This is a genomic window from Sphingomonas baiyangensis, assembly GCF_005144715.1.
Taxonomy (GTDB): domain Bacteria; phylum Pseudomonadota; class Alphaproteobacteria; order Sphingomonadales; family Sphingomonadaceae; genus Sphingomonas; species Sphingomonas baiyangensis.
In genome coordinates, this window is sequence record NZ_SWKR01000002.1 from 172,241 (window position 1) to 187,712 (window position 15,472).

At 70.1% G+C, this 15,472-nt stretch carries 14 protein-coding genes; 10 read left to right on the forward strand and 4 right to left on the reverse strand.

All coding sequences use genetic code 11. From position 1 onward, the window contains the following. Nucleotide 1 precedes the first annotated feature (1 nt). The 10 genes from FBR43_RS03845 (at nt 2) to FBR43_RS03890 (ending at nt 10,387) form a co-directional block, all read left to right on the forward strand. Complete coding sequence (locus tag FBR43_RS03845) at nt 2-1,585, forward strand: FAD-dependent oxidoreductase (protein WP_136941927.1); 1,584 nt, start codon at nt 2-4, stop codon at nt 1,583-1,585. Continuing rightward, entirely contained in the window at nt 1,582-2,733 is a 1,152-nt protein-coding gene (locus tag FBR43_RS03850; protein ID WP_169542480.1) for an NAD(P)/FAD-dependent oxidoreductase, read from the forward strand. The genes FBR43_RS03845 and FBR43_RS03850 overlap by 4 nt, the downstream gene beginning before the upstream one ends. Nucleotides 2,734-2,939: 206 nt before the next feature. Then, nucleotides 2,940-4,220, forward strand: a complete 1,281-nt coding sequence (locus FBR43_RS03855) for an ABC transporter substrate-binding protein (RefSeq protein ID WP_169542481.1) — start codon at nt 2,940-2,942, stop codon at nt 4,218-4,220. Next, nucleotides 4,217-5,116 (forward strand): carbohydrate ABC transporter permease, encoded by a 900-nt coding sequence (locus FBR43_RS03860; protein ID WP_136941930.1) that lies wholly within the window; start codon nt 4,217-4,219, stop codon nt 5,114-5,116. The genes FBR43_RS03855 and FBR43_RS03860 overlap by 4 nt, the downstream gene beginning before the upstream one ends. After that, nucleotides 5,113-5,943: a carbohydrate ABC transporter permease gene (locus FBR43_RS03865; protein WP_136941931.1), complete on the forward strand. Its 831-nt coding sequence runs from the start codon at nt 5,113-5,115 to the stop codon at nt 5,941-5,943. Before FBR43_RS03860 ends, FBR43_RS03865 begins: the two co-directional genes overlap by 4 nt. Before the next feature lie 2 nt (nt 5,944-5,945). Continuing rightward, nucleotides 5,946-7,025 carry an ABC transporter ATP-binding protein gene (locus FBR43_RS03870; RefSeq protein WP_136941932.1) on the forward strand — a complete coding sequence of 360 codons (1,080 nt, stop codon included), beginning with the start codon at nt 5,946-5,948 and terminating at the stop codon, nt 7,023-7,025. After that, the gene (locus FBR43_RS03875) at nt 7,018-7,950 is read left to right on the forward strand and encodes a dihydrodipicolinate synthase family protein (protein WP_136941933.1); all 933 of its coding nucleotides are present in this window, start codon (nt 7,018-7,020) and stop codon (nt 7,948-7,950) included. The genes FBR43_RS03870 and FBR43_RS03875 overlap by 8 nt, the downstream gene beginning before the upstream one ends. Before the next feature lie 18 nt (nt 7,951-7,968). Continuing rightward, nucleotides 7,969-8,751 carry an SDR family oxidoreductase gene (locus FBR43_RS03880; RefSeq protein ID WP_136941934.1) on the forward strand — a complete coding sequence of 261 codons (783 nt, stop codon included), beginning with the start codon at nt 7,969-7,971 and terminating at the stop codon, nt 8,749-8,751. Further along, nucleotides 8,751-9,467, forward strand: a complete 717-nt coding sequence (locus FBR43_RS03885; RefSeq protein ID WP_212611883.1) for an SDR family oxidoreductase — start codon at nt 8,751-8,753, stop codon at nt 9,465-9,467. Before FBR43_RS03880 ends, FBR43_RS03885 begins: the two co-directional genes overlap by 1 nt. Nucleotides 9,468-9,667: 200 nt before the next feature. After that, entirely contained in the window at nt 9,668-10,387 is a 720-nt protein-coding gene (locus FBR43_RS03890; RefSeq protein ID WP_136941935.1) for a GIN domain-containing protein, read from the forward strand. Nucleotides 10,388-10,400: 13 nt separating this feature from the next. Here FBR43_RS03890 and pdeM read toward each other — a convergent pair whose 3' ends face one another. Genes pdeM through FBR43_RS03910 form a run of 4 tightly spaced genes read right to left on the reverse strand, consistent with a single transcriptional unit; the run spans nt 10,401 to nt 15,449 of the window. Next, the gene (gene pdeM, locus FBR43_RS03895; RefSeq protein ID WP_136941936.1) at nt 10,401-11,063 is read right to left on the reverse strand and encodes a ligase-associated DNA damage response endonuclease PdeM; all 663 of its coding nucleotides are present in this window, start codon (nt 11,061-11,063) and stop codon (nt 10,401-10,403) included. Nucleotides 11,064-11,122: 59 nt separating this feature from the next. Then, nucleotides 11,123-12,091, reverse strand: a complete 969-nt coding sequence (locus tag FBR43_RS03900; RefSeq protein WP_136941937.1) for an aspartyl protease family protein — start codon at nt 12,089-12,091, stop codon at nt 11,123-11,125. Between the two features lie 41 nt (nt 12,092-12,132). Further along, on the reverse strand, nt 12,133-14,547 hold the full coding sequence (locus tag FBR43_RS03905) for a ligase-associated DNA damage response DEXH box helicase (RefSeq protein ID WP_136941938.1): 2,415 nt from the start codon (nt 14,545-14,547) through the stop codon (nt 12,133-12,135). Then, nucleotides 14,544-15,449, reverse strand: coding sequence for a helix-turn-helix transcriptional regulator (locus tag FBR43_RS03910; protein WP_136941939.1), 906 nt, complete (start codon nt 15,447-15,449; stop codon nt 14,544-14,546). Before FBR43_RS03910 ends, FBR43_RS03905 begins: the two co-directional genes overlap by 4 nt. Between the last annotated feature and the right edge of the window lie 23 nt (nt 15,450-15,472).

Here is a 15,472-nt window from a genome sequence, read left to right on the forward strand (position 1 = left end):
CATGGCGGCGATACGGTTCGGAGCGCAGGTCATCGCCGCGCAGGAGGGCGAGAGCGTGCTCGCGGCGCTCGCCGGGGCCGGCATGTGGACGCTGGGCGAGGATGCGCGGCGGCACCCGCGCGGCGCATGGTGCGGCATGGGCGCGTGCCAGGCCTGCCTCGTCACGATCGACGGCGTTCCCGCGCAGCGCGCCTGCATGGCGAAGGTGCGCGACGGCATGGCGATCGAGCCTGCTGCCGCGCGGATCGAAACCGCAGCCGATATCGTTGCCGCCGCACCCCGGCGTGCCGACGCGCTGCCGCTGCGCACGCCCGATCTGCTGGTGGTGGGCGGCGGGCCTGCCGGGCTTGCCGCCGCGACCACCGCACGCGCGGCGGGCATCGAGGTGCTGCTGATCGACGAACGCCGGCAGCCGGGCGGGCAATATTTCAAGCAGCGCGACGTAGCCACGCTGTCGCCCGCCGACGCGCAGCAGCGCGAGGGCGCCGCGCGGATCGACGCCGCGCTTGAGGCGGGCGTCGAGATGCTTGCCGGCGCCACCGTCTGGGGCGCCTTTCCCGGTCCCGAACTCGTCGCTGATACACCCGACGGGCCGCTGCGCGTCCGTCCGAGCGCGCTGGTGCTGGCGACAGGCGCGATCGAACGCGGCTGGCCGGTGCCCGGTTGGACGCTGCCCGGCGTGATCGCCACCGGTGCCGCACAGACGCTGTGGCGGACCGCGCGGCGCGCACCGCCGGGGCGCATCGTCATCGCGGGCAACGGCCCGCTCAACCTGCAACTCGCTGCCGAATTGCTGGCGGGCGGTGCGAAGGTCGCGGCACTGGTCGAGGCGGCGCCCGCGCCCGGTCCGCGGCACGCACGCGCGCTGCTGAAAATGTCGGCGGCGGCGCCGTCGCTCGTCGCGCAGGGCGCGGCCTATCGCGCGCGACTGGCGGCGGCGCGCGTGCCTTTGGTCTCCGCCGCGCAGGTCGCCGCCGTGCGCGCTGCCGATGCGGGCCTGATCGTACGGGTCGATACCGGCCGCGAGATCGCTGCCGATACGCTGTGCCTCGGCTACGGCCTTGCCCCCGCCGACGAGCTTGCGCGCGCGCTCGGATGCGCCGGCCCGGTCGATGACGCGATGCGTACATCGGTTGACGGCATCTGGCGCGTGGGTGACGGCGTGGCGATCGGCGGCGCGCATGTCGCGGCAGCGCAGGGCATGATCGCGGGGGCGGCGGTGGCCGCGCGGTTTGGCAGGACCGTCGATTGCGGCGCGGCGAAGACGGCACTCGCGCGGCACCGGCGCTTTCAGTCGGCATTGTGGCGCCTTTATGCGCCCGCCCTTCCGCTCGACCCTTCAAGCGATGCCGACACCGTCGTCTGCCGCTGTGAGGGCGTGACGATGGGGCGGCTGCGCACCGCACGCGACGAGGGATGCACGAGCATGTCGGCGCTCAAGCTGGCGACGCGCGCCGGCATGGGGGCCTGCCAGGGCCGCTATTGCGCCACATTGCTCGCTGGCCTTACCGATGCGAGCGGAGAACCCGGCCTCGCGCCGCGCGTGCCCGTGCGCCCCGTGCGCATCGGCGATCTCGCGCGATGACGCGCCGCGCCGATACCGTTGTGGTCGGCGGCGGCATCGTCGGCACCTGCATCGCCGGCTTTCTCGCCGAAGCGGGCGAGGGCGTGCTTGTACTCGATCACGGCCATGGCGCCGGCACCACGAGCAACGCCGGCAGCCTGCACGTGCAGATGCAGAGCCGTTTCATGCGGCTCTATCCCGAGGCGGTGCCCGGCATGGAAGCGCAGCTGCCGCTCTATCGCGAGGCGGTGGCGTTCTGGCGCGATCTCGTCGCGCGGCTCGGCATCGATGTCGGGCTGGCGATGACGGGCGGTCTGATGGTCGCCGAGAGCGAGGAGCAGCTCGCCTTCCTCGGCGCCAAGGCCGCGCGCGAACGCGCGGCGGGGCTTGAGGTCGAGATCCTGACGCGCGCCGACCTCACGCGCATTGCCCCCTATCTCGGCCCTGCGATCGTCGGTGCCGAACTCTGCGCCGACGAAGGCAAGGTCGATCCGCTCGCCGCCAATGCCGCGCTGGCCGCCTGGGCGGCCGGGCTCGGCGTGACGCGCGACCGCGACCGGCTGGTGCTCGGCATCGACACCGAGGCGGGGGGCTATCTGCTCGCAACCGATCGCGGGCCGGTTTCGGCGCGCCGCGTTGTGCTCGCGGCAGGGTGGGGCACGGGGGCGCTCGCGGCGCGCTTCGGGCTTGCCGTCCCCAGCCGTGCTGAGCCGCTGCACATGAACATCACCGAGGCGGCCGCGCCGCTCATCGGCCATCTGGTGCAACATGCCGACCGAATGATTACCTTGAAGCAGCTCGCATCGGGGCAGGTGGTGATCGGCGGCGGCTGGCCCGCGCGTGCCGGCGAAGGGCGCGACGCGCCCGGCGTCGAGCTCGACAGCATGATCGCCAGCGCGACCCTCGCGCAGCATGTCGTCCCCGCACTCGCGCCGCTGCGGATCCTGCGCTGCTGGGCGGGCAACAACACCGCGGTCGACGGGCGCGGCGTGCTCGGGCCGGTGGCGGGGCATCCGGGCCTGTTCGTCGCGGTGCCGGGCGATGCCGGCTACACGCTCGGGCCCTTGTCGGCGCGTCTGGTCGCCGATGCGGTGCTCGGGCGCGGCGATGGCGGGGCGATCGCCCCCTATCTTCCCGATCGGTTCAGCGTTGCGCTGGCTGCACGGTAGTTTGCACCATGATTGATTCCAGCCAGCTTCGGGTGCGCGAAAAGCGTGCCGAATCAGTGTATTGCAGCGCGTCAGACGCGCCGCGCCGCCATCCGGCGCGTAGCGCGCGGCCTTGCGCATCGGGCACCGCGCGCCGCATGGTCGCGGGTGTTGGGGGACGTGTGGCGCATAACGGGGCAGCATCGGGAGGATTTAGCCGGCGCGCGGTGCTCGCCGCCGGGCTCGCGCTGCCCGTCGCCGGCTGCGGCGCGCCCGACGATCGCATTGTGCTGCGCTGGTGGTCGCCGCAGGCCGCACCGGCACAAGCGCGTGCCTATCGCGCGCAGATCAAGACGTTCGAGGCGGCGAACCCGCGCTACCGCGTGCTCTTCGAGCCCACGTCCGACGATGGCTATCCCGCGCAGTTCGCCGCTGCCTTCGCCGCCGGGCAGGTGCCCAATCTGGTGAGCCACCTGCCGTCGTTCGCGGCACAGACCTATTATGCGCAAGGGTTGCTGGCGCCGATGGACCCGGTGATCGCGGCGATCGGTGCCGACCGGTTCCTGCCGGACGCCAACCGCCCCTATCTGGCGCCCGATGGCCGCCATGCCGCGATCGGCATCGGCAGCACCGCGGTCGACATGCTGTGGGTGCGGCGCGAGCTGATGGCCGAGGCCGGCATCACGGCGATCCCGCGCACCTGGGACCAGCTGCGCGCCGCCGCGCGCGCGATGCAGAAGGGCGCGGTCTATGGCGCGCCCTTGCCCTATGGCAGCAACAGCATGACATCGCTGGTGTTCGTCGGCTTCGTCCACCGCGCCGGCGGACAGATATTCTCGCCCGATCTCGACCTCGTGCTCGACAGTCCTGCCACCTATGCCGCGCTCGATTTCTACCGCTCGATGCGCGAGTTCTGCCCGCCCGGCGCCACCAGCTTCGGCTGGGCCGACAGTCTCAACGCCTTCGTTTCGGGGGCAACGGCCACGGGCATCTATGGCGGGCGCGTGCTCATCAACATCGCGCGACAGAACCCGCGCATCGCGCAGCATCTGGCGTGCGTGCCCTATCCAACGATCGATGCGCAGGTGCCGCACTGGACGTTCAACGACTTCCCCAGCCTGTTCATGCCAAAACAGGCCCCGCACCAGGAAGCGACGCGCGCGCTCGCGGCATCGCTGTACGATCCCGAAGGCTATGTGCGCCAGCTGCTTGCGGCGCCCGGCCATGTGCTGCCGGTGATAAAGGGCATCACCGATCGCGAGGATTATCGCGGCAACACCATCACCACGACGTTCGCGCCCGAGATCGCGGCGATGACCGCGGCGGCGTCGGCGGGCCACAATCTCGGCTATGAAAGCCCCGCGCACCGCCCCAATGTGAAAGCGGGCGAAATCATCGCCAGCAACGCGTTGGCCGAGCTGGTGCAGCGTGTGGTGCTGGCAGGCGAGAATCCGCGCGCCGCTGTTGCGCGCGCATCGCGTGCCATCGAAGCGATCATGCGCCGGTGAGCGCCGCCGCCGCCATTCCGCGCGCCGGCATCAGCGACCGGCTGCTCGGGCCGCTGCTCATCGCGCCTGTCGTCGTCGTGCTCGGCGCGGTGATCGCCTATCCGCTGTTCGCGGCACTCGCACTGTCGCTGTTCGCGGTCGATACGCTGACGCTCGACGCCCAGTGGGTAGGACTCGGCAATTTCGGCGAGCTGCTCGGCAGCGACGGCCGCTTCTGGACGGCGCTCGTCGTCACGCTCGTCTGGACCGCCGCCACGCTCGCACTGCAACTCGTGCTCGGCATCGCGATGGCGCTGCTGCTCAACCGCGACATCTGGATGCGCAGCCTCGCGCGCAGTCTCGTCCTGTTTCCCTATTTCATTTCCACCGTCGTCGCGGTGCTGGTGTGGCGCTGGCTGTTCAACGACTTCTTCGGCCTCATCAACCTGGCGCTGATCGGCGGCGGCGTGATCGATGCGCCGGTCGACTGGCTGGGCAGCATGCCCAATGCCTTTGTCAGCCTGGTGGTGGTGGGCGCGTGGAAATTCTTTCCCTTCGTCGTCATCGCGGTGCTGGCGCGGCTGCAATCGATCCCCGAAAGCCTGTACGAGGCCGCCCGGCTCGATGGCGCGGGTGTGTGGGCGCGCTTTCGCGACGTCACGCTGCCGCAGATCGGCGAGGTGCTGGGCATCGTCGTGCTACTGCGCGCGATCTGGGACTTCAAGGAGTTCGACCTCATCTTTCTCCTGACCGGCGGCGGGCCCATCGACGCCACGCGCACGCTGCCGCTCATTGTCTATCAGGAAGCGTTCGGCCTCAACCGCATGGGCATGGCGGCGGCCTATGCCGTTTCGATGATGATCGTGATGCTCGGCTTCTTCGCGGCCTATCGCGCCGCGGTGCGGGGGCGGGCATGAGCGCGGGCGTGCGCAAGCTCGGCTGGAGCCTGCTCGCCTGGGCGCTGGTGCTGCTGGTGGCGACGCCGCTGCTCTGGATGCTGTCGACCTCGTTCAAGCCCGAGAACGAGGTGTTCGCCGTTCCCGTCACGCTGCTGCCCGAGGAGTGGACGGTCGAATATTACGTGCTGCTGCTCACCGAGACGAGCTTCCCGCGCTATTTCGCCAATTCGGCGATCGTCGCGACGCTGACGACGTTGGTGGTGATCGCGCTTGGCACGCTCGGCGCATACAGCCTGGTGCGCTTTCGCTATCGCGGCCGCGAGGCGATCGCCTCGGCGGTGCTGCTCAGCTATCTGCTGCCGTCGGTCGTGCTTATCGTGCCGCTCTATCTGATGATGGTGAAGCTGGGGCTGGCCAATTCGCTCGCCAGCCTCGTCATCGCCTATACCAGCTTCGCGCTGCCCTATGCGCTGTGGCTGCTGCGCTCGTTCATGGCGGCGGTGCCCGAGGATCTGGAAAGCGCCGCGATGATCGACGGCGCGACGCGGATGGGTGCGTTCCTCGACGTGACGCTGCCGCAGGCGCTGCCGGGCATCATCTCGACGGCGCTGTTCACCTTCATCCTCGCCTGGAACGAATATCTGCTGGCGCTTGTGCTGGTGAATGCCGACGAGGTACGCCCGCTGACCACCGGCGTGATGACGATGCTGGTGAGCGGCTTCAACATCGAATGGTCGCTCCTGATGGCGGCATCGGTGATGATGAGCGTGCCGCTGATTGTGATCCTGGCGTTTCTGCAATCCTATCTGGTGCGCGGCTTCGGCGCCGGCGCGATGAAGGGATAGGAATGTCGGCGATCGATCTGGTGGGCGTGCGCAAGCAATTCGGCGAAACGCAGGTGGTGCGCGGCGTCGATCTGGCGGTGCCCTCGGGCGCGTTCCTCTCGCTGCTCGGCCCTTCGGGCTGCGGCAAGACCACGCTGCTTCGCATGCTCGCGGGGCTCGAGACGCCGAGCGAAGGCGAGATCCGCATCGACGGCGCAGTGGTGAACGCCGTGCCGCCGGGCGCGCGCGACATCGCGATGGTGTTCCAGTCCTACGCGCTATATCCGCAGATGACGGTGGCGCAGAACATCGCCTACCCGCTGCGCAAGCGCGGCGTCCCCAAGGGCGAGCGCGCGGGCCGCGTGGCGGCGGTGGCCGAGATGCTGCAACTCGGCCCGCTGCTGGAGCGCAAGCCGCGCCAATTGTCGGGCGGGCAGCAGCAGCGCGTGGCGCTCGGCCGTGCGCTGGTGCGCGAGCCGCGCATCTTCCTGCTCGACGAGCCGCTCTCGAACCTCGATGCGACGCTGCGCAGCCATATGCGCGCCGAGCTCATCGAGCTTCACCGTCGCATCGGCCGCACCATGGTATACGTCACGCACGACCAGCTCGAGGCGATGACGATGTCGACGCACATCGCGGTGATCGACGGCGGCGTGGTCCAGCAGTTCGGCACGCCGCAGCAAGTCTATCGCCGGCCGGTCAATCGCATGGTCGCAGGCTTCATCGGCACGCCCGCGATGGCGTTCGTCGAGGGCCGGGTGGGCGAGGGCGGCGCGCTGACGCTTGCCGGCACGCGGGTCGCCACCGTCGATGCCGCGCCGGGTGCCACGCCCGTCATCGGCATCCGCGCCGAGGATGTGCGACTGGCGGAGATCGGCGTGCCGGCGCGCGTCGGGCTGGTCGAGCCGATCGGCCACGAGACGCTGGTGCGGCTGCATTGCGACGCCGGCATCGTCACCGCGCGCCTTCCGGGCGACACCGCCGTCCAGCCTGGCGAGCAGGTCCATTTCACGGCCGATGCCGGCCGTCTCCATCTTTTCGATCCCATCGGCGGCGAGCGCCTGACCGACCCGTATCAAGGAAACGAACGCGATCATGGATAGGAACAGCATCGACTGGCAGGGACCGATGCCGGCGATCACCACGCCCTTCAAGGCCGACGGGTCGATCGACGAGGCGGGCTATGCCGCCAATATCGAGCGGCTGATCGCCGATGGCGCGACGGGCATCGTAGCGGGCGGCTGCACCGGCGAGTTCTGGGCGCTGAGCTTCGACGAGCGCGTGCGGCTGACGCAGGCGGGGCGCGAGGCGACGGCGGGCCGCGTGCCGCTCATCGTGGCGACGGGCTATGTCACGACCGAGGAGACGATCCGCCTCACGCGCGCGGCCGAGCGCGCGGGCGCCGATGGCGCGCTGGTGCTGCCGCCCTATTTCATCCGCCTGAACGATGCCGAGATGCTCGCCCATTTCCGCGGCGTGAGCGACGCGACCGGGCTGCCGGTGATGCTCTACAACATCCCCGGAAACGCCGGAAACGCGCTGACGCCCGCGCTGGTGAACCAGCTCGCCGATCTTCCCAACGTGGTGGCGGTGAAGGAAAGCTCGGGCGACTGGAACAACTTCTACGAGACATGGCTCGTCGCGCATGATCGCCTGCGCGTGTTCTGCGGGCCGTCGTCGCTGTTCGGCGTGCCGGCGGTGACGCTCGGCGCCGACGGCACGATCGACTGTTTCCCCAATATGTGGTCGCCCGGCGGGCTCGACCTGTATTTCGCGCCGGAGCGCGGCGACATGGCGGAGGCGCGGCGCTTGCAGGCGCTGGGCCAGCAGCTGACCGCGTTGTGCACCAGCGAGGGGCGCTCGCTCTATCCCGCCACCAAGGCGGCGATGGACCTGCTGGGCCTGCCCGGCGGCGGGCGGCCGCGTGCACCGCTGCGCGCGCTCGACACGCGCCAGATCGATGGGCTCGCGCGCGGGCTCGAGGCAGTGGGATTGTTTGCCAGCGCGAACCGCGCGGCAGCGGTCTGAACTAGGAAAGGTATCGCGATGGATCTGGGGATAGGCGGCCGGCACGCTCTGATATGCGGCGGCAGCAAGGGGCTGGGCCACGCCGCGGCCGAATCGCTGGCGCGCGAGGGTGTCAACCTCACCATCGTCGCGCGCAGTGCCGACGCGCTGCGCGATGCCGCCGCGCAGTTGCGCGCCGAGCACGGCGTCGCGGTGATCGCCGTGCCCGCGGACGTGACCACGCCCGAAGGACGCGCTGCGATCCTCGCGGCATGTCCCGATCCCGACATTCTCGTCGCCAATCCGGGCATGCGCCAGACGCCCGACGATTTCCGCACGCTCGATCGCGCGGGCTGGGATGCGTGGATGGAAGCGCATTTCTTCGCCTCGCTCGAGCTCATCCGCGCCGTCGTGCCGCGCATGGTCGAGCGGCGCTTCGGGCGCATCGTCAACATCTCGGTGAGCTTCATCAAGTTCCCGCAGGTCAATTTCGGCCACAGCCATGCCGCCCGTCTGGCGCTGGCGGGGGCGATCGCCTCGATGACGCGCGAGCTCATCAAGGACAATGTCGTCATCAATTCGGTGCTGCCGGGCTTCTTCGATACCGACGCGTTGCAGACCAACCTCCACGGCCATGCCGCGCGCGGCAACACGACGTACGAAGCGATCGTCGAGGACCGGCTGCGCACCACGCCCGCCGGCCGCTTCGCCGATCCGGCCGAATGCGGCGATCTCATCGCCTTCCTGTGCAGCGCGCAGAACGGTTACATGACCGGCCAGAACATCGTGAATGACGGCGGCGTCTATCAGGGACTGTTCTGATGGCGGAAGCGATGCGCGCCGCCGATGGCCGCGTGGTGCTCATCTCGGGCGCGGCAAGGGGCATCGGCCGCGCGATCGCCGATCGGCTGGCCGCCGACGGCTATCGCCTGTCGCTTGGCGTGCGCACGCCAGGGCGGCTGGGCGAGGTGTTTCCCGACGCGCTGGTGACGCGCTTCGATGCGCAGGCGCCCGACACCGCCGCGCAGTGGATCGCCGCCACCGTCGAACGCTTCGGCCGCATCGACGCGCTGGTCAACAATGCCGGCGTGCTCACGCCCTTCACGCTTGCCGAAGGCAGCGAGGCCGAGCTCGACCGGCACTGGGAAGTCAACGTCAAGGCACCGCTCCGGCTCATCCGCGCGGCGATGCCGCATCTGGTGGCGGCAGGCGAGGGGCGGATCGTCACCATCGCTTCGACCGACGGCAAGCGCGTGCGCCCCGGCAGCGCGCTCGCCTATGCGATGACCAAGCATGCCGTCGTCGCGCTCACCCATGCCGCGCGGCTCGAAGGCTGGCCGCACGGCGTTCGCGCGACGGCGCTCTGCCCCGGCGCGGTCGACACCGATCTGATCGCCGATCTGCCCGGCGTCACGCCCAAGGCCGATCGCCTCGCCCCCGCGACGATCGCCGCGAGCGTCGCCTTCCTGCTCGCGCTGCCCACCAACGCCTCGGTCGCCGAGCTGGTGCTCAACACGCGCATGGAAGCGAGCCTTTAGAGTCGGTCTAGGCTAAGCTGAATCAACTTTCACCGTTCGTGCTGAGCCTGTCGAAGCACTGTTCTTTCTTCGCGCGTCGTAGAAGATCGGCACTTCGACAGGCTCAGTGCGAACGGTGATGGGCACGCGAAGTCAGCACGAAACCGCTAGAGCACCGTAAATCGCTTGCGCCGCGCGGCCGGCGGGTGCGAACACACGCCATGATCCGCATCCTCGCCCTGCCGCTCGCCCTGCTCGCCACCGCCGCCGAGGCCGAAGAGCGGCGCTTCATGCTCACCAGCTTCGAGGCGGTGCGCGTCGAAGGTCCGTTCGAGGTGACGATCGAGACCGGCGGCGCGACCGGCGCCACGGTATCGGGCGATGCGCGCGCGATCGAGGGCGTGTCGCTGCGCGTCGAGGACCGCGTGCTCGTCGTCACCACCGATGCCGGCGGGTGGGGCGGCTGGCCAGGCGACACCGCCGCGGCGCCGCGTATCGTCGCGCGCGCACCGCGTATCGTGCGTGCGCAACTGGTTGGCAGCGGGCGCCTCGCGATCGATCGCATGGCCGGGCAGGAAGTCGCGATCGGGCTCACGGGCTCGGGCATCGTCGCGGTCGCCGATGTCGAGGCCGATCGCTTCGAGGGCGTGGTAGCAGGCACCGGCAGCCTAGCGGTGCAGGGTCGTGCCGGCCGCGCCCGCTTCCTCTCGAATGGCGCGGGCAGCATCGACGCCGCGAAGCTTGAGGTACGCGACCTCACCGTCCAGTCCGAAAGCGCGGGCGAAGCGCGCTTCGCCGCGAGCGGCAGCGCTGCGATCAACGCGCTGGGGCTGGGCGCGGTAGGCGTCGCCGGCGCGGCGCCGTGCACCGTCACCGGACCCGGCCCCGTCGCCTGCGCCACGCGCCGCGACGCCGCACCCGATCGCGTCCGCGGCGACTGATACGGGCACCCGCTCAGGCGGCGAGGCGGAAGCGCAGCAGCTTGTCGGGCAGCGCGACCAGCGCCTGCGCGCGCTGGCCGACGGCGCGCAATATCTCGGGGTGCTGTGCGTCGAGCCCGCCGGTCAGCGCGCCGAACGCCGGCAGCACCAGCTTGCGGTCGGTCGCGACGAAGCAGCGTCGTGCCACCCGCCGCCCGCGCACCGTGACGCGCAGCTTGGGATGGAAATGGCCCGATAGCTCGGGCCGCGTCTCGGCGGGATCGGCCTCGTGGCGCAGCACCACGTCGCCGAGCATCGCCTCGTCGGCGACCGCGCCGCCGCAGCGATCGACCATGCCGGCATCGTGATTGCCCGTAATCCATGTCAGCCGGTGCCGCGCCGCAATCGCCCGCAACCCGTCCTGCACCGGTCGCGGCAGCCGCTGGCAGCCGGCGGCGTCGTGGAAACTGTCGCCCAGGCACCAGATCTCGGTCGGGTCGCAGCGCGCGATCACGGCCTGGAGCCGCGCCAGCGTCTCGGCCGAATCATAGGGCGGCAGGTGCTGGCCATGCATCGCGAACCAGCTCGCCTTCTCGAAATGCAGGTCGGCGACGAACAGCGCGCGGCGCGCCGGCCAGAACAGCGCGCCATCGGGAAGTGCCGCAAATCCGTGGTCAGCGAACGAAAAGGGAACCATCGCGCCGCTATGCCGCGCGCCCGCGCCGCACGCAAGCGGGCCGGTGCCGCGCGACCCGCTCAGCGCAGCCGCGTCGGCCGCTGGTTGAGCGCGAGCCGCGGGCCGCGCGGCAGCAGGAAGCGCACCTGACGATTGGGAAAGTCGATGCGCACCTGGCGGAACAGGTGCAGCGCATCCATGCCAAGGAACATCGCCGGCCGGTCGGTCAGGCCGAGCCGCTCGAACGGCGCGGCGTCGGCAAAGGCGATCGGCACGTCGCGGAACGTCACGTCGCCCACCTCGAAACTGTGGAGCTGGCGGAACGGCGCATTCACCGCCTCGCCGGTCACGCTCACCAGATGCACCGGCGGCAATTCGGTCGAGCGGTCCTCGATCAGCCTGAACAGCGCGGCATTGCCGACGCTTACCGACGTACCGGTATCGAGCACCACCGCGATGCGCTTGCCGCGCACATAGGCGTCGCTCACGATCAGCCGGCCCGCAAGCGAGCGCCCGACGACGACGATCTCGTCGCCGTTCGACGAAAGCCGCCGCCGCGACGCGCGCTCGACGCGCATCTCGCGCGCCTCGAAATCGATGTGCACGGCATTGTTCGCCAGCGCGTCGAGCCCGATCAGCCCATCGGCCCCCAGATGCTCGCGCTCGAACGACGGCGCGTCGATCGCCTGCGGGCGCGCCAGCCGATCGATATGTAGCGAGGGGATGCGCACCGTGGCGACGTCGCGCGACCCGGTCATCGCCGCGACGCGCACCGTCGGCCCCGCCGCAAGACCCAGCGTGCCCGCGACCTGTCGCGAAATGGCGCTGCGCTCGGCGCCGGTGTCGATGATGAAGCGATAGGGGCCGGCATCGCCCACGCGCACCGGCACATGCATCCGCCGCTCGCTCTCGCGGAAGGCGAGCAGCTGCTCCTCGGTCGGCGACGGCGTCGCGGCGGCGGGCGGAGGCGCGACCTGTTGCGCGACGCCCGGCTGCGCTCCGGCGATGAGGGCGGCGAGGCAGAGCGACAGGCGCGCACGCTGCAACATGGCCGCAGCATATACCCGTTGCCGGGCGCCGACAAACGCAATCAGTCCTCGGCCATCGCCTCGATCGCGAGCAGTTCGGCTTCCTCGAGCAGCGCGTCGTCGGCAGTGCCGTGCGCCACGCTCTCGCGCCCGATGAGCACGAGCACAGGCACCGCCAGCGGGCTGATCCGCTCGAGATCGACATGCAGCATCGTCGGCCCCGCGCGATCGAGCAGATGCGCTAGCCGCCCCACATCGGTCATCCGCGCGCGCGCATCCTCCCAAGCCGCCTGGAGCAGCAGGTGCGTCGGCTCGTACTTGCGCAGCACGTCGTAGATGAGGTCGGTCGAGAAGGTGACCTGCTTGCCCGTCTTCTTGCGGCCGGGATGCTGGCGCTCGACCAGCCCGCCGATCACCGCCACTTCGCGGAACGCGCGCTTGAGCAGCGCCGATTGCTGCACCCAGTCGACGAACTCGTGCTCGAGAATGTCAGGCGAGAACAAGGCGGCGGGGTCGGTGATTTTTTCGAGCCCGTAGCAGGCGAGCGCATAGTCGTTCGAGACGAAGCCGAGTGGCTTGAGGCCCATTGCCTCCATCCGCCGGGTTATCAGCATGCCGAGCGACTGGTGCGCGTTCCAGCCTTCGAAGCTGTAGGCGACCATGTAGTGCCGCCCCTCGCGCGGGAAAGTCTCGACAAGCAGCTGCGCCGGATCGGGCAGCACCGATCGGCGTTCCTGCACTTCGAGCCATTCGCGCACGTCGGGCGGAAAGCGCCGCCACGCCTCGCGATCGTGCAGGAAACTGCGCACGCGATGCGCGAGATTGGTCGAAAGCGGCATCCGCGCACCGACATAGGTAGGAATGCGCGCGGGCTTGCTGGTGGCGCGCACCACCAGATCGAGGTCGCTCATCCGCTCGACTTCCAGACTCATGCCCGCGAAGAAAAAGGTATCGCCGGGCGAGAGCGTGGCGGCGAAATATTCCTCGACGGTGCCGAGCTTGCGGCCGTTCTTGAAGCGCACGTCGAGCGTCGGCGCGTCGACGATGATGCCGGCATTCAGGCGGTGCTGCGTGACGAAGCGCGGATGGCTCACGCGCCACAGCCCGTTGGGCCCGCGCACCAGCCGCTTGAAACGGTCATAGGCCTTCAGCGCATAGCCGCCATCGGCGATGAAGCTCAGCACGCGCTCGAATGTCGCGTCGTCGAGCGCCGAATAGGGCAATGCTGCGCGGACCTCGTGCAGCATCTCCGCAGCATCGAAGGGTTCGGCGCAGGCGCAGGCCATCAGATGCTGCGCCAGCACGTCGAGGCTGCCGGGGCGGAAAATGTCGGGGTCGAGCTCGCCGGCGCGCACTGCATCGAGCGCTGCCTGCGCTTCGAGATATTCGAAGCGGTTGCCCGGTACCAGCACTGCCTGCGACGCCTCGTCGAGCCGGTGGTTGGCGCGACCGATGCGCTGGAGCAGTCGCGACGATCCCTTGGGCGCGCCCATCTGGATCACGCAGTCGACATCGCCCCAGTCGACGCCGAGATCGAGGCTGGCGGTGGCGACCAGCGCGCGCAGCCGCCCGTCGGCCATCGCGGCTTCCACCTTGCGCCGCGCCTCGCGCGCGAGGCTGCCGTGATGGACGCCCATCGGCAGATTGGCGTCGTTGACCTTCCACAGATCCTGGAAGATCAACTCGGCGAGGCTGCGCGTGTTGCAGAACACGATGGTGGTGCGCCGCGCGGTGATCTCCTCCATCACCTGGGGCGCCGCATAACGGCCCGAATGGCCCGACCACGGTACGCGGCCTTCGGGCAGCAGGATCGCGATGTCGGGCTCGGCGCCCGGCTCGCCCTCGACCAGCGTGACCGTGTCGATGTCGCCATCGGGCGCCAGCCATGCGCGATAGCCGTCGGGATCGGCGACCGTCGCCGACAGCGCGACGCGGCGCAGCGCCGGCGCCAGCCGCTGGAGCCGCGCCATGCAGAGCGACAACAGGTCGCCACGCTTGCCCGTGGCGAAGGCGTGCACCTCGTCGATCACCACGCAGCGCAACCCTGCGAACAGCGCCGCACTGTCGGGGTAGCTCAGCAGCAGACTGAGCGACTCGGGAGTGGTGAGCAGGATGTTGGGCGGGCGCACGCGCTGGCGCGCCTTGCGGTCGCTCGGCGTGTCGCCGGTGCGCGCCTCGACGGTGATCGCCAGCTCCATCTCGGCGATCGGCGCCAGCAGGTTGCGCTGCACGTCGATCGCCAGCGCCTTGAGTGGAGAGATATAGAGCGTGTGCAGACCCTCGCGCGGCGTCTCGATCAGCTCGGCGAGTGTCGGCAGGAAGCCCGACAGCGTCTTGCCCGCGCCGGTGTTGGCGACGAGCAGCGCGTGGCGGCCCGCGCGCGCGGCGGCGAGCATGTCGGTCTGGTGCCGGCGCGGCCGCCAACCGCGCGCGGCGAACCAGGCATCGAGTAGAGGCGGCAGCGCTGCCGCGCTCATGCCAGCCAGGGCACCAGCCCCGGCAGTGCGGCGGTGCTCTCGAACTTGCGGCGCTGGCGCGATTCGAGGCCGAGCGTCAGCAGCGGCGTGGGCGTGCGCTCGAACTGGCCCGGCGTCATCCCGGCGAAGCGGCGGAATTCGCGCGTGCGGTGCGACTGGTCGTAGAAGCGCAGGCTGGCGATCACGTCGAGATCGGCGAAGGCGAGGCCGCGAGTCACGGCCGCCATGTCGAGGAAGCGGCTGCGGCGCAGCACCAGCTTTGGCGACACACCGAAGCCTGCCTGCACGCGCCGGTCGAGCGTGCGCTCGGACACGCCGAGCCGTGCGGCGATCGCCGCGACGGGCAGCGTCGGATCAGCATGCGTCAGCGCCTCGAACGCTTCGGCGATCGGATCGACCGCGGCATCGGTCCGCGCGACCCATTCTCGTGCTACCGTTTCGAGCGCGGCAAGCGTCATGTCGGGATCGTCGGTGGCCGCGGCGGCGGTGGCGAAGGCGGCGCCAAGCGGATCACCCATTGCGCGCAACTGGTCGGTCATGCCGACCGCGCTGGTGCCCGTCAGGCCTACCCAAGCGCCGGGCAGCACCGCGAAGCCGGCGGTGGTGAACGGTCCGCGCACGCGCACGCGCATCGGCCGCGATTGCGCGCCGAACAGCAAGGCGCCGTCGAACGCCTGCCAGCTGTCGGCGACCAGTGCTTCCCACTGGCCGCGCACCAGCACGCGCATGAATCCCGTTTCGTTGAGGATGAAATCGTCGACCACCGCGTCGGCGGGCTGGTCGACGATGGTCACGAACATCCGGGCGATGTGGCGTGCCAGGTCGGGCGCGGGCGCGCGATTGACCGATACGGGAAGCCCCCGCATCGTCTGCCCGGTCCGGGGGATCAGCGCCATCGCCATGCGACTGCGCTAAAGGTCGTGCG